Annotated in this window: 14 protein-coding genes; 3 read left to right on the forward strand and 11 right to left on the reverse strand. The window is 62.1% G+C overall.

Translation table 11 applies throughout. The annotated features are described in order from the left end of the window. Positions 1-78 precede the first annotated feature (78 nt). Positions 79-1,110: an FAD:protein FMN transferase ApbE gene (gene apbE / locus HWW83_RS22225; RefSeq protein ID WP_042785119.1), complete on the forward strand. Its 1,032-nt coding sequence runs from the start codon at positions 79-81 to the stop codon at positions 1,108-1,110. A 51-nt stretch (positions 1,111-1,161) separates the two neighbouring features. Here apbE and HWW83_RS22230 read toward each other — a convergent pair whose 3' ends face one another. Together HWW83_RS22230 and fabB are read right to left on the reverse strand one after the other, a co-directional pair. Then, the gene (locus HWW83_RS22230) at positions 1,162-1,383 is read right to left on the reverse strand and encodes a putative periplasmic lipoprotein (protein WP_004936201.1); all 222 of its coding nucleotides are present in this window, start codon (positions 1,381-1,383) and stop codon (positions 1,162-1,164) included. A 212-nt stretch (positions 1,384-1,595) separates the two neighbouring features. Then, positions 1,596-2,816 (reverse strand): beta-ketoacyl-ACP synthase I, encoded by a 1,221-nt coding sequence (fabB, locus tag HWW83_RS22235; protein ID WP_016926857.1) that lies wholly within the window; start codon positions 2,814-2,816, stop codon positions 1,596-1,598. A gap of 170 nt (positions 2,817-2,986) precedes the next feature. On the opposite strand from fabB, the gene mnmC reads away from it, so the two are divergent. Further along, positions 2,987-5,008, forward strand: coding sequence for a bifunctional tRNA (5-methylaminomethyl-2-thiouridine)(34)-methyltransferase MnmC2/FAD-dependent 5-carboxymethylaminomethyl-2-thiouridine(34) oxidoreductase MnmC1 (mnmC, locus tag HWW83_RS22240; RefSeq protein ID WP_069100406.1), 2,022 nt, complete (start codon positions 2,987-2,989; stop codon positions 5,006-5,008). Positions 5,009-5,048: 40 nt separating this feature from the next. Here the strand turns inward: mnmC and HWW83_RS22245 are convergent, their stop codons facing one another. From HWW83_RS22245 to prmB, 6 genes are all read right to left on the reverse strand, one after another. Then, entirely contained in the window at positions 5,049-5,330 is a 282-nt protein-coding gene (locus HWW83_RS22245; RefSeq protein ID WP_033643907.1) for a YfcL family protein, read from the reverse strand. A 32-nt stretch (positions 5,331-5,362) separates the two neighbouring features. Beyond that, positions 5,363-5,920, reverse strand: coding sequence for an elongation factor P hydroxylase (locus tag HWW83_RS22250; protein WP_033651970.1), 558 nt, complete (start codon positions 5,918-5,920; stop codon positions 5,363-5,365). A gap of 91 nt (positions 5,921-6,011) precedes the next feature. Continuing rightward, positions 6,012-6,818, reverse strand: a complete 807-nt coding sequence (locus HWW83_RS22255; RefSeq protein ID WP_047025284.1) for a sulfite exporter TauE/SafE family protein — start codon at positions 6,816-6,818, stop codon at positions 6,012-6,014. A 3-nt stretch (positions 6,819-6,821) separates the two neighbouring features. Then, positions 6,822-7,649 (reverse strand): penicillin-insensitive murein endopeptidase, encoded by an 828-nt coding sequence (gene mepA / locus HWW83_RS22260; RefSeq protein ID WP_025303719.1) that lies wholly within the window; start codon positions 7,647-7,649, stop codon positions 6,822-6,824. Between the two features lie 5 nt (positions 7,650-7,654). Then, positions 7,655-8,740 (reverse strand): chorismate synthase, encoded by a 1,086-nt coding sequence (gene aroC, locus HWW83_RS22265; RefSeq protein WP_033643909.1) that lies wholly within the window; start codon positions 8,738-8,740, stop codon positions 7,655-7,657. A 65-nt stretch (positions 8,741-8,805) separates the two neighbouring features. Then, complete coding sequence (prmB, locus tag HWW83_RS22270) at positions 8,806-9,738, reverse strand: 50S ribosomal protein L3 N(5)-glutamine methyltransferase (protein WP_025160157.1); 933 nt, start codon at positions 9,736-9,738, stop codon at positions 8,806-8,808. 170 nt (positions 9,739-9,908) lie between these two features. Here prmB and smrB point away from each other — a divergent pair, with 170 nt between their 5' ends. Next, positions 9,909-10,439: an endonuclease SmrB gene (gene smrB, locus HWW83_RS22275; RefSeq protein ID WP_025303720.1), complete on the forward strand. Its 531-nt coding sequence runs from the start codon at positions 9,909-9,911 to the stop codon at positions 10,437-10,439. Positions 10,440-10,508: 69 nt separating this feature from the next. Here the strand turns inward: smrB and sixA are convergent, their stop codons facing one another. From sixA to fadI, 3 genes are all read right to left on the reverse strand, one after another. Further along, positions 10,509-10,991: a phosphohistidine phosphatase SixA gene (gene sixA, locus HWW83_RS22280; RefSeq protein WP_004936230.1), complete on the reverse strand. Its 483-nt coding sequence runs from the start codon at positions 10,989-10,991 to the stop codon at positions 10,509-10,511. Between the two features lie 389 nt (positions 10,992-11,380). Continuing rightward, positions 11,381-13,546 carry a fatty acid oxidation complex subunit alpha FadJ gene (gene fadJ / locus HWW83_RS22285; protein WP_176589562.1) on the reverse strand — a complete coding sequence of 722 codons (2,166 nt, stop codon included), beginning with the start codon at positions 13,544-13,546 and terminating at the stop codon, positions 11,381-11,383. Next, on the reverse strand, positions 13,546-14,856 hold the full coding sequence (gene fadI, locus HWW83_RS22290) for an acetyl-CoA C-acyltransferase FadI (protein ID WP_176589557.1): 1,311 nt from the start codon (positions 14,854-14,856) through the stop codon (positions 13,546-13,548). The genes fadJ and fadI overlap by 1 nt, the downstream gene beginning before the upstream one ends. Positions 14,857-14,900 lie beyond the last annotated feature (44 nt).

Here is a 14,900-nt window from a genome sequence, read left to right on the forward strand (position 1 = left end):
TATTTTACCTTTATCCGCTTTTCATTTGCCGCGCTTTACTTTATTTGTAGCGGCTTTCACGGTTTCAAAGGACATGTTATGGCTTCCCTGCTCGCCAAAGGGGCGTTGCTCAGCGCCTTATGCGCCCTGCTCGTCGCCTGCGACGATTCCGCCTCTCGCCCGCAAATCGATATCGACGGCAAGACCATGGGCACCTTCTACAGCGTTAAGGTCAGCGGTGACGTCGCGATCGGCAAACAAGAGCTGCAGCGGCAGATCGACACGGTGCTCGAACGGGCCAACGACGATATCTCTACCTACCGCGCCGATTCGGTGCTGTCGCGGTTTAACCGCAGCGCCAGCCTCGAGCCGCAGCCTATCCCGCGCGGCATGGCGGACATCGTATTGATGGCACAACGCATCGGCCGCGATACCGGCGGCGCCATGGACATCACCGTCGGCCCACTGGTGAACCTGTGGGGGTTCGGCCCAGACAAGCATCCGGTCAAGGTGCCGGAACAGGCGCAGATCGACGCGGCGAAGCAGAACATCGGCCTGCAGCACCTGAAGCTGATCAGCGACAATCGCGGGGAGTGGCTGCAAAAAGATCTGCCGGGCATGTATGTCGATCTCTCGACGCTGGGCGAAGGCTATGGCGCCGATGAGCTGGTGCGCCTGATGAACCGTCACGGCATTACCAACTACCTGGTGTCGGTAGGCGGCGCGGTCTCTTCACGCGGCGTCAACGGCCAGGGCAAACCCTGGCGGGTGGCGATCCAAAAGCCGACCGATCGTGAAAATGCGGTGCAGGCGCTGGTGGATCTGCACGGTTACGGCATCAGCACCGCCGGCAGCTACCGCAACTACTTCGAACAAAACGGCCAGCGTTACTCCCATGTCATCGATCCGACCACCGGCAGGCCGATAAACCACCGACTGGTTTCCGCCACGGTGATCGCCCCGACCGCACTCGAGGCCGACGGCTGGGATACCGGCTTGATGGTGCTGGGCCCGGAGAAAGCGTTGCAGCTCGCAGAAGAGAAAGGGCTGGCGGTCTACCTGATCAGCAAAACCGACGACGGTTTCAGCGCCGTGATGACGCCGCAGTTCAAAGCATTTTTAGTGCAGTGAGATAAAAAAGCCCGGCGCGCAATGGCCGGGCTTATTCCTGTTCCGCGCCGATCACTTGGTCAGCGCGATGATACCGAGGGTCAGACCGGCAACCGCCGCCGCACCGCCGGCGATCGCGCCCGCGGTTTCCCAGTTATCCTGAGTGGTGCCCTTCATACAGGTGTTGGTGTGCACCAGACGCCCCTGGTCATCGTAGACCGGCACGCAGGGAGAATCGGTGGCGCATCCGGCCAACACGGCCGACAGTAACCCAACCGCAATTAACTTTTTCATACTTCTTGCCTCAATGTTCGATCACTTTAGAAAGCTACGCCGAGCGATAATCACGCTACCTGGCTATTGTATGCCCAACGCGTGTAATGGCGAGGTAATGATGTGTCAGGGGATGTGATTTGGGAAAACTCCGAGCGCCCGGCCGGTGGGCTTCGGGCAGTAAAAAGCCCGCGAAAACGCGGGCTTTTTGGCGGAATGACGCGCCGGCGGGATTATTTCGCCAGTTTGCGCATCACCAGCGTGGCGTTGGTACCGCCGAAGCCGAAGCTGTTGGACATCACGGTGGTCAGCTCGCGCTGGGTCGGCTGAGTCACGATGTTCATGCCGGCCGCCTGTTCATCCAGGGTTTCGATGTTGATGCTCGGTGCGATAAAGCCGTGCTCCAGCATCAGCAGGCTGTAGATCGCTTCCTGCACGCCCGCAGCGCCCAGCGAGTGGCCGGTCATCGCCTTGGTGGAGGAGATAGCCGGGGTATTATCGCCGAACACTTCACGAATGGCACCCAGCTCTTTCACGTCGCCTACCGGCGTAGAGGTGCCGTGCACGTTGATGTAATCGATCGGCGCATCCAGATCCTGCATCGCCATCTTCATGCAGCGCACTGCGCCTTCGCCCGAAGGGGCAACCATGTCGGCGCCGTCGGAAGTCGCGCCGTAGCCGACGATTTCCGCATAGATGTGCGCGCCGCGCGCCAGCGCGTGCTCCAGCTCTTCAACCACCACCATGCCGCCGCCGCCGGCGATGACGAAACCGTCACGATCGGCGTCATAGGTGCGGGACGCTTTTTCCGGCGTGTCGTTGTATTTGGTGGACAGCGCGCCCATCGCATCGAACTCGCAGGCCATTTCCCAGCACAGCTCTTCGCCGCCGCCGGCGAACACGATGTCCTGTTTGCCCAGCTGGATTTGCTCAACCGCGTTGCCGATGCAGTGCGCGGAGGTGGCGCAAGCGGAGCTGATGGAGTAGTTCACGCCGTGGATTTTGAACGGCGTTGCCAGGCAGGCGGAAACGCCGGAAGCCATGGCCTTGGTCACCACGTACGGGCCAACCGCTTTCAGGCCGCGCGGGCTGCGCATCGCATCGGCGCCGAACACCTGGAAGCGCGGAGAACCGCCGCCGGAACCGGCGATCAGGCCCACGCGCGGGTTGTTTTGATACTCTTCTTCCTTCAGGCCGGAAGACGCGATCGCTTCTTGCATCGCCAGGAAGGCATAAATGGAAGCGTCGCTCATGAAACGCACCGCCTTGCGGTCGATCAGGCCGGTAGTGTCGAGCTTAACTTGCCCCCATACGTGACTACGCATGCCGGAATCTTTCAGCTCCTGGGAGAAAGTGATCCCAGAACGTCCTTCCTGCAGGCTTGCCAGGACCTCCTGCTGGTTATTACCAATGCTGGAGACAACTCCCAGGCCAGTAATCACTGCACGTTTCATTCAATACCTCTTCCACTATTTACCTACGGGATTTTGCATCGCACTTTAGCGTACAGATGTAAGCCGAACAAGTCCGATCAGCGTTTTTCAGCTTTATTGTTGTCCAGTTTGCGCCGGGGCGCCAGCGCCGTTAGAATTCGCGGCATCCCTTGAATTTCGAGCCATTGACCGTGAACCACGCCCCCATCCAAACCGCAACGCTAACCTGGAACGAACAGGGTACACCTGTTTCGAAACAGTTTGATGACGTCTATTTTTCCAATCAGGATGGGCTGGAAGAAACTCGCTACGTCTTCCTGCACGGCAATCGGCTGCCGCAACGTTTCGCCGCCCATCCGCGTTCGCTGTTTGTCGTGGCGGAAACCGGGTTCGGCACCGGGCTCAATTTCCTCACGCTGTGGCAGGCCTTCGCCGGCTTCCGTCAAGCCGAGCCGGACGCGACGCTGCAGCGCCTGCACTTTATCAGCTTCGAAAAATTCCCCCTGCAGCAGGCTGACCTGGCGGCGGCGCATGCACGCTGGCCGGAGTTGGCGCCTTATGCCGACGAGCTGCGCGCCCAGTGGCCGCTGCCGTTGCCGGGTTGCCATCGCCTGCTGTTAGCCGAAGGCCGCATTACGCTCGATCTGTGGTTCGGCGACGTCAACGATCTGCTGCCGCAGTTTGACGCCAGCATGAATAACCAGGTGGATGCCTGGTTCCTCGACGGTTTCGCGCCGGCAAAAAACCCCGACATGTGGACCGATCAACTGTTCGCCGCCATGGCGCGCTTCGCCCGGCCGGGAGGCAGCTTCGCCACCTTTACCGCCGCCGGCTTCGTGCGCCGCGGCTTGCAACAGGCCGGTTTTCAGGTCAACCGCTGCAAAGGCTTCGGCCAAAAGCGTGAGATGCTCGCCGGCGAGCTCCCGGCCGATGCGCAGCCCGCTGCACATCCGGCGCCCTGGTATCGACGCCCGGCGGCGGACAACACCGCCGACATCGCCCTGATCGGCGGCGGCGTCGCCAGCGCGCTCACCGCGCTGGCCTTGCTGCGCCGCGGCGCCACCGTCACGCTGTACTGCGCCGATGAGCAGGCGGCCGAGGGCGCATCCGGCAACCGCCAGGGCGCGATTTATCCTTTGCTGAACGGCAGCGGCGACGCGCTGGAGAGCTTTTTCAGCGCCGCGTTTCCCTTCGCCCGCCGCCAGTACGATGCCCTGTTGCAACAAGGCGTCGCCTTTGATCACCAGTGGTGCGGCGTCAGCCAGTTGGCCTATGACGAAAAGAGCGGCGCCAAGATCGCCAATATGCTGAAAACCGACTGGCCGCAGGCCTTGGCGATGGCGGCCGACCGCGAGACGCTCAGCGAACGGTGCGGTGTTGATACCGGCTTTGGCGGCATCACCTACCCGCTAGGCGGCTGGCTCTGCCCGGCCGAGCTGACGCGCGGCGCTATCGCGCTGGCGCAGCGTCAGGGCTTGGTCTGCCACTACCGGCACGATGCACAGAGGCTGACGCAGGAAGAAAACGGCTGGCGCATCGATTTCGCCAACGGCGACAGCCGATGCCATGCGACGGTGATCCTGGCCAACGGCCATCGGTTGGCCGAACTGGCGCCGACGGAAGCCCTGCCGCTGTATTCGGTACGCGGGCAGGTGTCGCATATCCCAAGCTCGCCGGCCCTCGGTCAATTGAAACAGGTATTGTGTTACGACGGCTACCTGACGCCGGTTAATGCCAACAACGGCCACCACTGCATTGGCGCCAGCTACCAGCGCGGCGACATCGCCACCGACTACCGCGAGCAGGAGCAACAGGAGAACCGCGAGCGCCTGCTGCGCTGTCTACCGGAGCAGTCCTGGCCGCAGCAGGTGGACGTCAGCGCTCATCAGGCGCGCTGCGGCGTGCGCAGCGCCACCCGCGATCATTTGCCGATGGTCGGCGCGCTGCCGGACTATCAGGCCACGCTGGCACAGTATCAGGATTTGCAGCGGCAGAACCAACGCGGCGAAACCGTCGCCGATGCGCCGGTCTATCCCGGTCTGTTCGCTATCGGCGGGTTAGGCTCGCGCGGCTTGTGCTCGGCGCCGTTGGCGGCGGAAATTTTGGCGGCGCAGCTGTTCGGCGAACCGTTGCCGGGTGATGCGCGCCTGCTGGCGGCGTTGAATCCGAATCGGATGTGGGTGCGGAAATTGCTGAAAGGACGTGCGGTTTAATCAACCTTGAGGGGCGCGGCGACGCGCCCCGGCATGACGATCAGGCGGCAGGGGCTGCAGCCTGATAGAGGTTTTCCCACATGCCGCGCACCAGGATCTGATCCGGCGGCGAGAGTTCCCCGGCGGCGATCGCTTTGTGCAGGCTCTCCTCCACCCGCGCTTTCAGCGCTTCGGCGGTGTGTTCGCCCTGCTCTTCCGCCTCGGCCACCGCCAGCGTCAGATGACCGCGCAGGTAGCCACCGGCAAACAGTTCATCATCGCTGGCGTGCTCTACCATGTCATCAATCAGCGCCAAAATGCGCGCTTCAAATTCTGCGATCATCAAATTTCCTCATTAAATAACGGGCTGTGGCGTCAGTTGAGATCTTCCGGATACGGAAAGTGCTCGGCCGCCAACGGTGGCGTATTGTAGAACGATTGCAACGCCTGAATAAAGCGCGCAGGCCTTGTGGGTATTCCCTGCTCCAGCAGCGCCAATACCCGGGCGCGCACCTTGCGTTGGAACGCGATGCGATCCGGTTCGCAATCGCCGTTCAGGTTGTCGCAGCTGACGTTGAACGGGAAACCGGCCGCCACGCAGAACATCCATTCCAGCGCCTGCGGTTTGATCTCCACCGCTTCGAATTCACTCTGGGTTTGCGCGTCGCGCCCGTCCGGGCAATACCAGTAACCGAAGTCCACCAGTTGGCGGCGCGCTTCACCGGCGATGCACCAGTGCGAAATTTCGTGCAGGCCGCTGGCGTAGAAACCGTGGGCGAACACGATGCGGTGATACGGCAATTCGTCGTCGGCCGGCAGGTAGATCGGTTCGTCGTCGCCCTTCACCAGGCGGGTGTTGTAGTCATCGCTGAAGCAGCGATTGAAGATCTCGATCAACTGCTCATAATGATGGCGGGTCTGCGTGTCTGACATAAAAAACTCTATAACCACAAAAATAAAGAGGCCATTATACCCGATAACCGGCGGGGGGATACGGGCGCATAAACGGCGCCCATTTTCATCGTCAGCCGTGCACGAAGGCGGACAGCCACTGCTGAATCTCTGCGCCGTGATTGTCGTACAGCAGCTTGAGGCTCATCACCAGCGAGACGATCACGATCATCGGCCGAATCAATTTCTGGCCACGGGTCAGCACCATGTGCGCGCCCAAACGCGCCCCCAGCACCTGCCCCACCAGCATCACCAGACCGATGCTCCACACCACCTTGCCGCCGATGATGAACAGCGCCAACCCGCCGACGTTGGAGGTAAAGTTCAGCACTTTGGCGTGCGCCGTAGACTTGGCGAGGTTGAAACCGCACAGCGTCACGTAGGCCAGCGCGTAGAATGAGCCGGCGCCGGGGCCGAAGAAACCGTCGTAAAACCCGACGCAACCGCCGGCTACCAGCCCGAACGGCAAGGCGCCGAGGCGGCGTTGACGATCTTCCTCACCCAGTCGCGGCATCAACAAGAAATAGAGACCAATGCCGATCACCAGCAGCGGCAACATCTGCCGCAGCAAATCGGCGCGCATGTGCTGCACCAGAATCGCACCGGCGATCGAGCCGATCAGCGTCAGAAAAATCGTCAGCTTCTGGTCGTTGAGGTTCACCGCTCGCCGACGAATGAAGTACAGACTGGCGGAGAAAGAGCCGCCGACCGACTGCAGCTTATTGGTCGCCAGCGCCTGCGCCGGAGGAACCCCCACTGCCAGCAAGGCCGGCACCGTCAGTAATCCGCCGCCGCCGGCGATGGAGTCGATAAACCCCGCCAGCAGCGCTACCGCAAACAACACCCCGAGCATCTCGGGGCCAATGACGAACCAGTCCATGTGTTATTCCGCTGAGAAATGGTGATCCAGCAATGCCTGACAGGTAGGCGGTAACGGCGGCGGCACGGGTTTGCCCGGCTTCGCGTTCGGCTGATGCGGTACGAACCAGCTCGCCAGTTCGGCGCCGCAGCCATCGCCCGGCGGCGGCGTATCCTGCTCCTGGCACTCCAGGCTGCCGGCCGGACAACGCAGACGCACGTGCATGTGCGCACGGTGGCCGAACCACGGCCGCACCTTATGCAGCCAGGCGCGATCGGCGCCGGCGTCCAGGCACAGACGCTGCTTGATCGCCGGGTTGACGAAGATGCGCGTCACGTCCGCATCCTGCGCCGCCAGTTTGATCAGCGACTCAATCTGCGGTTGCCATTGGCTCGCCACCACCTGTTTGCCGTCGCCCGACACCAGGTCGATCGGCTGCGGCTTGAGCAATTGCTGCGCGCTCCAGCGTTGGCGCGGCAGCTGCAGCCAGATGTCGACGTCGAGCCCAGACTGGTGGCTGGCGTGGCCGCTGCTGAAGCGCCCGCCGGCCGGCATCGCCATGTCGCCGATCAGCACCGTGCCCAGCGCTTTCTGGTTCGCTTTGCTGCTGAGACGCTGTATGAACGCCAGCAGATCCGGATGGCCGAAATAGCGGCGCTGGTCGGTACGCATCACCTGATAGTCCGGTGAATTCAGCGGCAACGGCTGCGCGCCGATGATGCAGCCGTTGGCGAAACCGCCCACCGCCTGCGGCGCGCCGGCCACCGGATGGTCGATTTTCTGCCACGGCGTCAGCGCCATGGCGGAAGCGGAGGCCGTCAGGGCCACCAGGCCCAACATCCAGTTTTTCATGGCGATTACCAGCGAGGCACGTCGGAAACCACATCACCGTTTTGCGCACGCTGGCGCAGCAGGTGATCCATCAACACGATCGCCATCATCGCTTCGGCGATCGGTACGGCGCGGATGCCCACGCACGGATCGTGGCGACCGCGGGTCACCATTTCCACCGCTTCCCCGTGGCGATTGATGGTGCGGCCCGGCACCATGATGCTGGAGGTTGGCTTCAGCGCCAGATGCGCGATCACCGGTTGGCCGCTGCTGATGCCGCCGAGAATGCCGCCAGCATGGTTGCTTTGGAAGCCTTCCGGGGTGATTTCATCGCGGTTTTCGCTGCCGCGTTTGGTCACCACGGCGAATCCGTCGCCGATCTCCACGCCTTTCACCGCGTTGATGCTCATCAGCGCGTGCGCCAGATCGGCATCGAGGCGGTCAAACACCGGCTCGCCCAGGCCAACCGGCACGTTTTCCGCAATCACGCTGACCTTGGCGCCGATGGAGTCACCCTCTTTTTTCAGCGCGCGCATCAGTTCGTCCAGCGCTTCCAGCTTGTCCGGATCCGGGCAGAAGAACGGGTTCTGTTCGACCTGATCCCAGTCTTTCAGCTCGCAGGTCACGTCGCCGATCTGCGCCAGATAGCCGCGCACCTGCACGCCGAACTTCTGCTGCAGGTATTTCTTGGCGATAGCGCCCGCCGCGACGCGCATGGCGGTTTCACGCGCCGAAGAGCGGCCGCCGCCGCGATAGTCGCGCAGACCGTATTTCTGTTCGTAGGTGTAGTCGGCATGCCCGGGACGGAACACGTCTTTGATGGCGCTGTAGTCTTGCGAGCGCTGATCGGTGTTTTCAATGATCAGACCGATGCTGGTGCCGGTGGTCACGCCTTCGAATACGCCGGAGAGAATGCGCACCTGATCCGGTTCGCGACGCTGGGTGGTGTAACGCGAGGTGCCCGGACGACGGCGGTCCAGATCGTGTTGCAAATCGGCTTCGGTGAGCGGGATGCCGGGCGGCACGCCGTCGACGATACAACCCAGCGCCACCCCGTGAGATTCACCGAAGGTGGTGACGCGGAAAATCTGCCCAATACTGTTTCCTGCCATCACGGCTCCTTACCGTTAGTCTTTTATCGTTATGAGGCCCGCCATGCGGGCCTTGGAAATGCGGCTTAGCTGCGATAGAGGCTGAAGTGATCCTTGCAATCCACCAGCTGCTGTTTGGTCAGCATGAACACGCCGTCGCCGCCGTTTTCGAATTCCAGCCAGGTGAACGGAATGTCCGGATATTGTTCCATCAGATGTACCATGCTGTTGCCCACTTCACAAATCAGCACGCCGTCGTCGGTCAGGTAGTCCGGCGCGCAGGCCAGGATGCGGCGCACCAGCTTCAGGCCGTCGCTGCCCGCCGCCAGCCCCAGTTCCGGCTCAAAGCGGAACTCCTGCGGCAGATCCGACATGTCTTCCGCATCGACGTACGGCGGGTTGGTGACGATCAGATCGTACTGGATCGCGGGAACGTCGCGGAACAGATCGGAACGGATCGGGATCACCTGGTGCTCGACGCCGTGCGCCTGAATATTGCGCTCGGTCACCGCCAGCACTTCGCTGGAGATGTCCACCGCGTCCACTTCCGCTTCCGGGAAAGCGTAGCCACAGGCGATGGCGATGCAGCCGCTGCCGGTGCACATGTCGAGAATATGGCGCGGCGGGTGCGGGATCAGCGCGCTGAAACGATCGTTGATCAACTCGCCGATCGGCGAGCGCGGCACCAGCACGCGTTCGTCGACGTAGAATTCCATGCCGCAGAACCAGGCCTTGTTGGTCAGGTAGGCGACCGGGATACGCTCGTTGACGCGGCGGATCACGCGCTCAACGATGCGATGGCGCTCGCTGGAAGTCAGACGAGCGGTATGCATGTCCTCCGGAATGTCCAACGGCAGAAACAGGCTTGGCAGCACCAATTGCACCGCTTCGTCCCACGGATTGTCGGTTCCGTGACCATAATAGATATTGGCGGCGTTGAAACGGCTTACCGTCCAGCGCAGCATATCTTGAATGGTGTGCAGTTCGTTCACTGCTTCGTCGACGAAAATTTTGTCCAATTTGCCCTCCGGCAGGCGCTGTGTTTCATGATTTAGCCGCATAGTTTGCCATGAAGCCCGCGACAAATCACGCGCGCCCCTCGCGCTTTTCACTCTGGCCCGAGTTTTGCGTCGACAGCGCTCATTCACAAGGTAAACTAGCGAAATAAACGATTTCCGGTGAATGAAGCATGAAGAACAAGCCCCCTCTGAGCAAAGACGAACAACAGCTCTTCAGAGAGTCGGTGGCGGGCGCAAAAAAGCTGCGCCAGGACACCATCGTCCACCGCCCGCCGAAGCTCAAGGTCAAACAGGTCGCGCCGCAGCGGCTGCTGCAGGAGCAGGTCGATGCCAGCTATTATTTTTCAGATGAATATCAGCCGCAGCTGGAAGAGGAAGGCCCGACGCGCTACGTGCGCCCCGGCAGCAGCCCGTATGAGCTGAAGAAGCTGCGACGCGGCGATTATTCGCCGGAGCTGTTTCTTGATTTGCACGGCCTGACTCAGCTGCAGGCCAAGCAGGAATTGGGGGCGCTGATCGCCGCCTGCAAACGCGAGCATGTGCACTGCGCCTGCGTGATGCACGGGCACGGCAAACACATTCTCAAACAGCAAACGCCGCTGTGGCTGGCGCAGCATCCCGACGTGCTGGCGTTCCATCAGGCGCCGAAGGAATGGGGCGGCAACGCCGCCGTCCTGCTGTTGGTGGAGCTGGCAGAATAGCCTCCCGCAGAAACGACTCAGGGCGATGTCAGACATCGCCCTGAGTTTATTCCGCACCGCATCCGCGGCTCACACTTTGGCCATCACCTGCGACGGGCTGACCTGCCATTCAAATTTGCCGTAGCTGCCGTCCGCCGGCAGATCGACGTTGGCGATCGCCGAGGTCGCGAACATCGGCGGGCACTCGCCCGGACACAGTTCCGCCACCAGATACCCCACCAGCGGCAGGTGCGACACGATCAGCACCGAGCTCACCCCTTGCATCGCCAGCGCCTGAAGATAGCTGCCGACTTGTTCGGCGTTCCCGCCCGGCGTCAGTTCGGGCAGCACTTCTTCGCCCTCCGGCAGCGTCAAGGCTTCACGCACCGTCGCCAGCGTCTGTTCGGCCCGCAGATAGGGGCTGACCAGCACGCGTTCAATATCCACAGACTTGGTGTTCAACCAGGCCGCCATCTGACGGGACTCGTCGCGGCCGCACAGGGTAAGGGGCCTTACCGCATCGCTGGCTGCCTCGAGCGCCGCCTCTCCGTGACGCATAATCAAAACTTGCATATTGCACCGCTGTTGTTGACAAAGTAACGCTATACAGAAACGCCGTGCGTGCTGTACCGCCGAGTTTTACAACCCTAAAGCCAAAGCTTTAAAACGATAACGCGCCGTCTCTTTATGGCGGCCGGGCATTTTGCCTGAAAGTTTGCGTAAAGAAAATGCTGTTTTTTACAGCAATCCTCCCCGGGCAAACCTCGATTGCTCATAGAACAATCAATTCAACGGGTTAAATTTTAACCTTTTCGCCATGAAAATTATTGATGGCGCTCAAGCTAACTTACCGCTGCCGCAGCCTTGCTGTACAGCCTCACGGGCTGACGCTGTCGCAAGGAGTGATGGCGATCACAACGCGACCCTGTTGCAACTATAGTGCAAATCGGGCCGCCCTGCGTTCAACTCCCCAGCGGGTAAAAACGTTCGCCCTGCTGCGCCATGTGCTGCAGGCGTTCGCACGGCGCGAAGTGCTCGCCGTGCTGCTGACGCAGGTAGTTCAGCGTTTTCACCACTTTCTCGGCGCCGAGTTCATCCATATAGCGGAACGGGCCGCCAAGGAACGGCGGGAAACCGATGCCGAATACCGCACCGATGTCGCCGTCGCGCGCGCTGCGGATCACGCCTTCATCCAGACAGCGCGCCGCTTCGTTCAGCATCATCATCACGCAGCGCTGGGCAATGGTCGCCGGCAGCATATGCGCCTTCGGCGTGACGCCGAGCAACGTATACAATGAGGTGTCCGCGCGCTTACGCCGCTGACGCTGCTGCCCCTCGCTCGGGTAAAGATAGAAGCCGCGGCCGTTCTTGCGCCCTTTGCGCCCGTCCTTCAGCACCGCATCGAACGCGGCAGGCGCGGCGAAGCGCGGCCCCAGCGCCTCGACCAGCACCGGAATGATCTTGGTGCCGACGTCGATGCCCACTTCGTCCAACAGGGTGATGGGGCCGACCGGGAAGCCGAAGTCCACCAGCGCTTTGTCCAGCGATTCAATGGGCTCGCCTTCCAGCAGGCAGCGCGCCGCTTCGTTGATGTACGGCGCCAGGATGCGGTTGACATAAAAACCGGCGCTGTCGCCCACCACGATGGCGGTCTTGCCCTGCTTGTGCGCCAGCGCCACGGTGGTCGCGATAGTCTCTTCGCTTGTGCCAGCGTGCGGGATCACTTCCACCAGCGGCATTTTGTCCACCGGGCTGAAGTAGTGCAGACCGATCACCTGCTGCGGCCGCTGGGCCTGTTCGGCGATTTGACCGATAGGCAGCGAGGAAGTATTGGAGGCGAACACGGTATGCGGCGCGCAGTTCGCTTCGACCTCGGCCACCATCTTCTGCTTCAGCGCCAGATCCTCAAACACCGCCTCGACCACGATATCCACCTGCTCGAAGCCGGTGTAATCGGTAGAGCCGGAGATCAGCATCATCTGTTTTTGCCGTTCCGCCGGGCGCATGCGCTTGCTGCGCACCCGCTTGCCGAGCACGTCCCAACTGTATTTCAGCGCATGATTGATGCCAGTTTCATTGATGTCTTTGATGCGAACCGGCAAACCGCCGCGCGTGGCGGTGACGCAGGCGATGCCGCCACCCATCAGGCCGCCGCCGAGAATGCCGACGCGATGCAAGGCGCGCGGCTGAGCATCGCCGCCCCGCTCTTTTTTCAGCGCGGTGGAAGCGAAGAACAGGCTGCGCAGCGCCGCCGATTGCGGCGTCATCGCCAGCTCGCCAAAGGCGCGCGCTTCGGCTTCATAGCCGCTGGCGCTGCCGTGATCCAGCCCGGTGCGCACCACCTGAATGATGCGCTCCGCCGCCGGGTAGTTGCCGTGCGTTTTCGCCAACGTTTTCTTGCGCACGATGCTGAACAGCAGATTTCTGCCCAGCGGGCCGTTGAGCAGACGATCCTGCCACGGCAGCTCGCGCTGATGCTTCCAGCCCTGTTTCACCCGCTCGATGGCGGTCTGCAGCAAAATCGATTGCGGCACGGCGTCGTCCACCAGCCCCATGCGCAACGCCTGGCGGGCGCGAATGTGCTTGCCGGTCAGGATCATGTCCAGCGCCTTGGCGGCGCCTATCAGGCGCGGCAGGCGCTGAGTGCCACCGGAGCCCGGCAGCAGGCCCAGCTGCACTTCCGGCAGACCGAGCGCGGTTTTGTCATCCAGCGAACAGACGCGGCCGTGGCAGGCCAGCGCCAATTCCAGCCCGCCGCCCAGGCAGGCGCCGTGGATGGCCGCCACCACCGGTACCGGGAAGGCGGCGATCTGCGCCAGCGTGCTCTGCCCTTTCTTGGCCAGCGTTTCCGCCTCTTTGGCGCTGGTGCAGGCGGCGATCATGGTGATATCAGCGCCGGCGATAAACGAGTCCGGCTTGCCGGAAACGATCACCAGCCCTTCCAGCGCAGTATGCTGCTGCGCGCGGATCAGCACGTCGTTAACCTGTTCGACGAACTCGGCCTTGAGCGTATTGACCTTGTCGCCCGGCACGTCGATGGTGATCACCCCGATGTTGTCGGGGCGGATCGTCAGTTGAAAGGCCGACGGTTTGGCACGCTGTTCGTGCAATGCATTTTCGGCACTCATCATTCCACCTCCACGATCATCGCGGCCCCTAACCCGCCGGCGGCGCAGGCGGTGGTCAGACCCAGCCCGCCACCGCGGCGTTTCAGCTCGCGCAGCGTCTGGGTGATCATGCGCGCGCCGGTGGCGGCGAACGGGTGGCCATAGGCGATGGAACCGCCCAGGACGTTGAATTTTGCCATGTCCACCTCGCCGATCGCCTGGCTGCGGCCAAGCTTCTCGCGGGCGAACGCTTCGCTGGCGAACATCTTCAGGTTGGCCAGCGTTTGCGCGGCGAAGGCTTCATGCATGTCGATGAGCGTCAGATCGGCCAGACCGATGCCGGCGCGATCCAGCGCCAGCGGCGTGGCGTAGGAGGGCCCCAGCAGCATGTCTTCCCACACGTCGATGGCGGCGAAGGCAAAGCTGCGCAAATAGCCCAGCGGCTGCAGCCCCAGCTCTTTGGCGCGCGATTCGCTCATCATCAATACCGCCGCCGCGCCGTCGGTCAACGGTGTGCTGTTGGCCGCGGTGACGCTGCCGTGCTTGCGATCGAACGCCGGTTTCAGCTTGGCGTAGGAAGCCAGGCTGGAGTCTTTGCGGATGTTGTTGTCTTCAGAAAGCTGTGCGCGGTACGGCGGCACGTAGGCGGTCATCACCTCATCGCGCAGCCACCCCTCCTGCCAGGCCCTGGCCGCCAGCTCATGCGAACGGTGCGCCAGCGCATCCTGCGCTTCACGGGTGATGCCGTGGCTTTTCGCCATCTGTTCGGCGGTATCGCCCATGCGCAAGCCGGTGGAATACTCCGCCACCGCCGGCGGCACCGGCATCAGATCGCGGAATTTCAGCCGGCTGAACAGTTTGAGACGCTGCGACAGCGTGCGCGCCTTGTTGACGTCCACCAGCGTGCGTGCCAGCGCCTTGCTGACGCCGATCGGCAAGACGGAAGACGAATCCGCCCCGCCGGCGATGCCGACGCTGATGCTGCCGGCCATGATGCTCTCCGCCACGTTAGCGATCGCCTGGAAGCTGGTGGCGCAGGCGCGCGACACGCTGTAGGCGTCAGTATGGACGCTCATGCCGGTGCCGAGCACGATTTCACGCGCGATGTTCGGCGCCTCGGGCATTTGCACCACCTGGCCGAACACCAGCTGTTCGATAAGCTGCGGATCGATACCACTGCGCGCCAACAGCTCGCTCACCGCCGTTTTCCCTAAATCCACCGCCGGAATGCCGTGATAGGCGGTCGCCTGTTTGGCAAAGGGGGTACGCAGTCCATTCACAATCGCAATGCGGTCACCATGACGGGTCACCAACGGCAGTGCCTTACTCATAAATGCTCCTGAAGAAAATAACGTCAGCGCAATGGGCAGAAAGA

Source organism: Serratia ureilytica, from assembly GCF_013375155.1.
GTDB classification, from domain to species: Bacteria; Pseudomonadota; Gammaproteobacteria; order Enterobacterales; family Enterobacteriaceae; genus Serratia; species Serratia ureilytica.

Excerpts from the sequence above, each read along its gene's own strand:
- sixA (WP_004936230.1), bottom strand. The coding sequence starts at position 10,991 with ATGCAAGTTTTGATTATGCGTCACGGAGAGGCGGCGCTCGAGGCAGCC.
- HWW83_RS22230 (WP_004936201.1), bottom strand. The coding sequence starts at position 1,383 with ATGAAAAAGTTAATTGCGGTTGGGTTACTGTCGGCCGTGTTGGCCGGA.
- HWW83_RS22255 (WP_047025284.1), bottom strand. The coding sequence starts at position 6,818 with ATGGACTGGTTCGTCATTGGCCCCGAGATGCTCGGGGTGTTGTTTGCG.
- HWW83_RS22245 (WP_033643907.1), bottom strand. The coding sequence starts at position 5,330 with ATGATCGCAGAATTTGAAGCGCGCATTTTGGCGCTGATTGATGACATG.
- mepA (WP_025303719.1), bottom strand. The coding sequence starts at position 7,649 with ATGAAAAACTGGATGTTGGGCCTGGTGGCCCTGACGGCCTCCGCTTCC.
- apbE (WP_042785119.1), top strand. The coding sequence starts at position 79 with ATGGCTTCCCTGCTCGCCAAAGGGGCGTTGCTCAGCGCCTTATGCGCC.
- HWW83_RS22250 (WP_033651970.1), bottom strand. The coding sequence starts at position 5,920 with ATGTCAGACACGCAGACCCGCCATCATTATGAGCAGTTGATCGAGATC.
- fadJ (WP_176589562.1), bottom strand. The coding sequence starts at position 13,546 with ATGAGTGCCGAAAATGCATTGCACGAACAGCGTGCCAAACCGTCGGCC.
- aroC (WP_033643909.1), bottom strand. The coding sequence starts at position 8,740 with ATGGCAGGAAACAGTATTGGGCAGATTTTCCGCGTCACCACCTTCGGT.
- fadI (WP_176589557.1), bottom strand. The coding sequence starts at position 14,856 with ATGAGTAAGGCACTGCCGTTGGTGACCCGTCATGGTGACCGCATTGCG.
- smrB (WP_025303720.1), top strand. The coding sequence starts at position 9,909 with ATGAAGAACAAGCCCCCTCTGAGCAAAGACGAACAACAGCTCTTCAGA.
- fabB (WP_016926857.1), bottom strand. The coding sequence starts at position 2,816 with ATGAAACGTGCAGTGATTACTGGCCTGGGAGTTGTCTCCAGCATTGGT.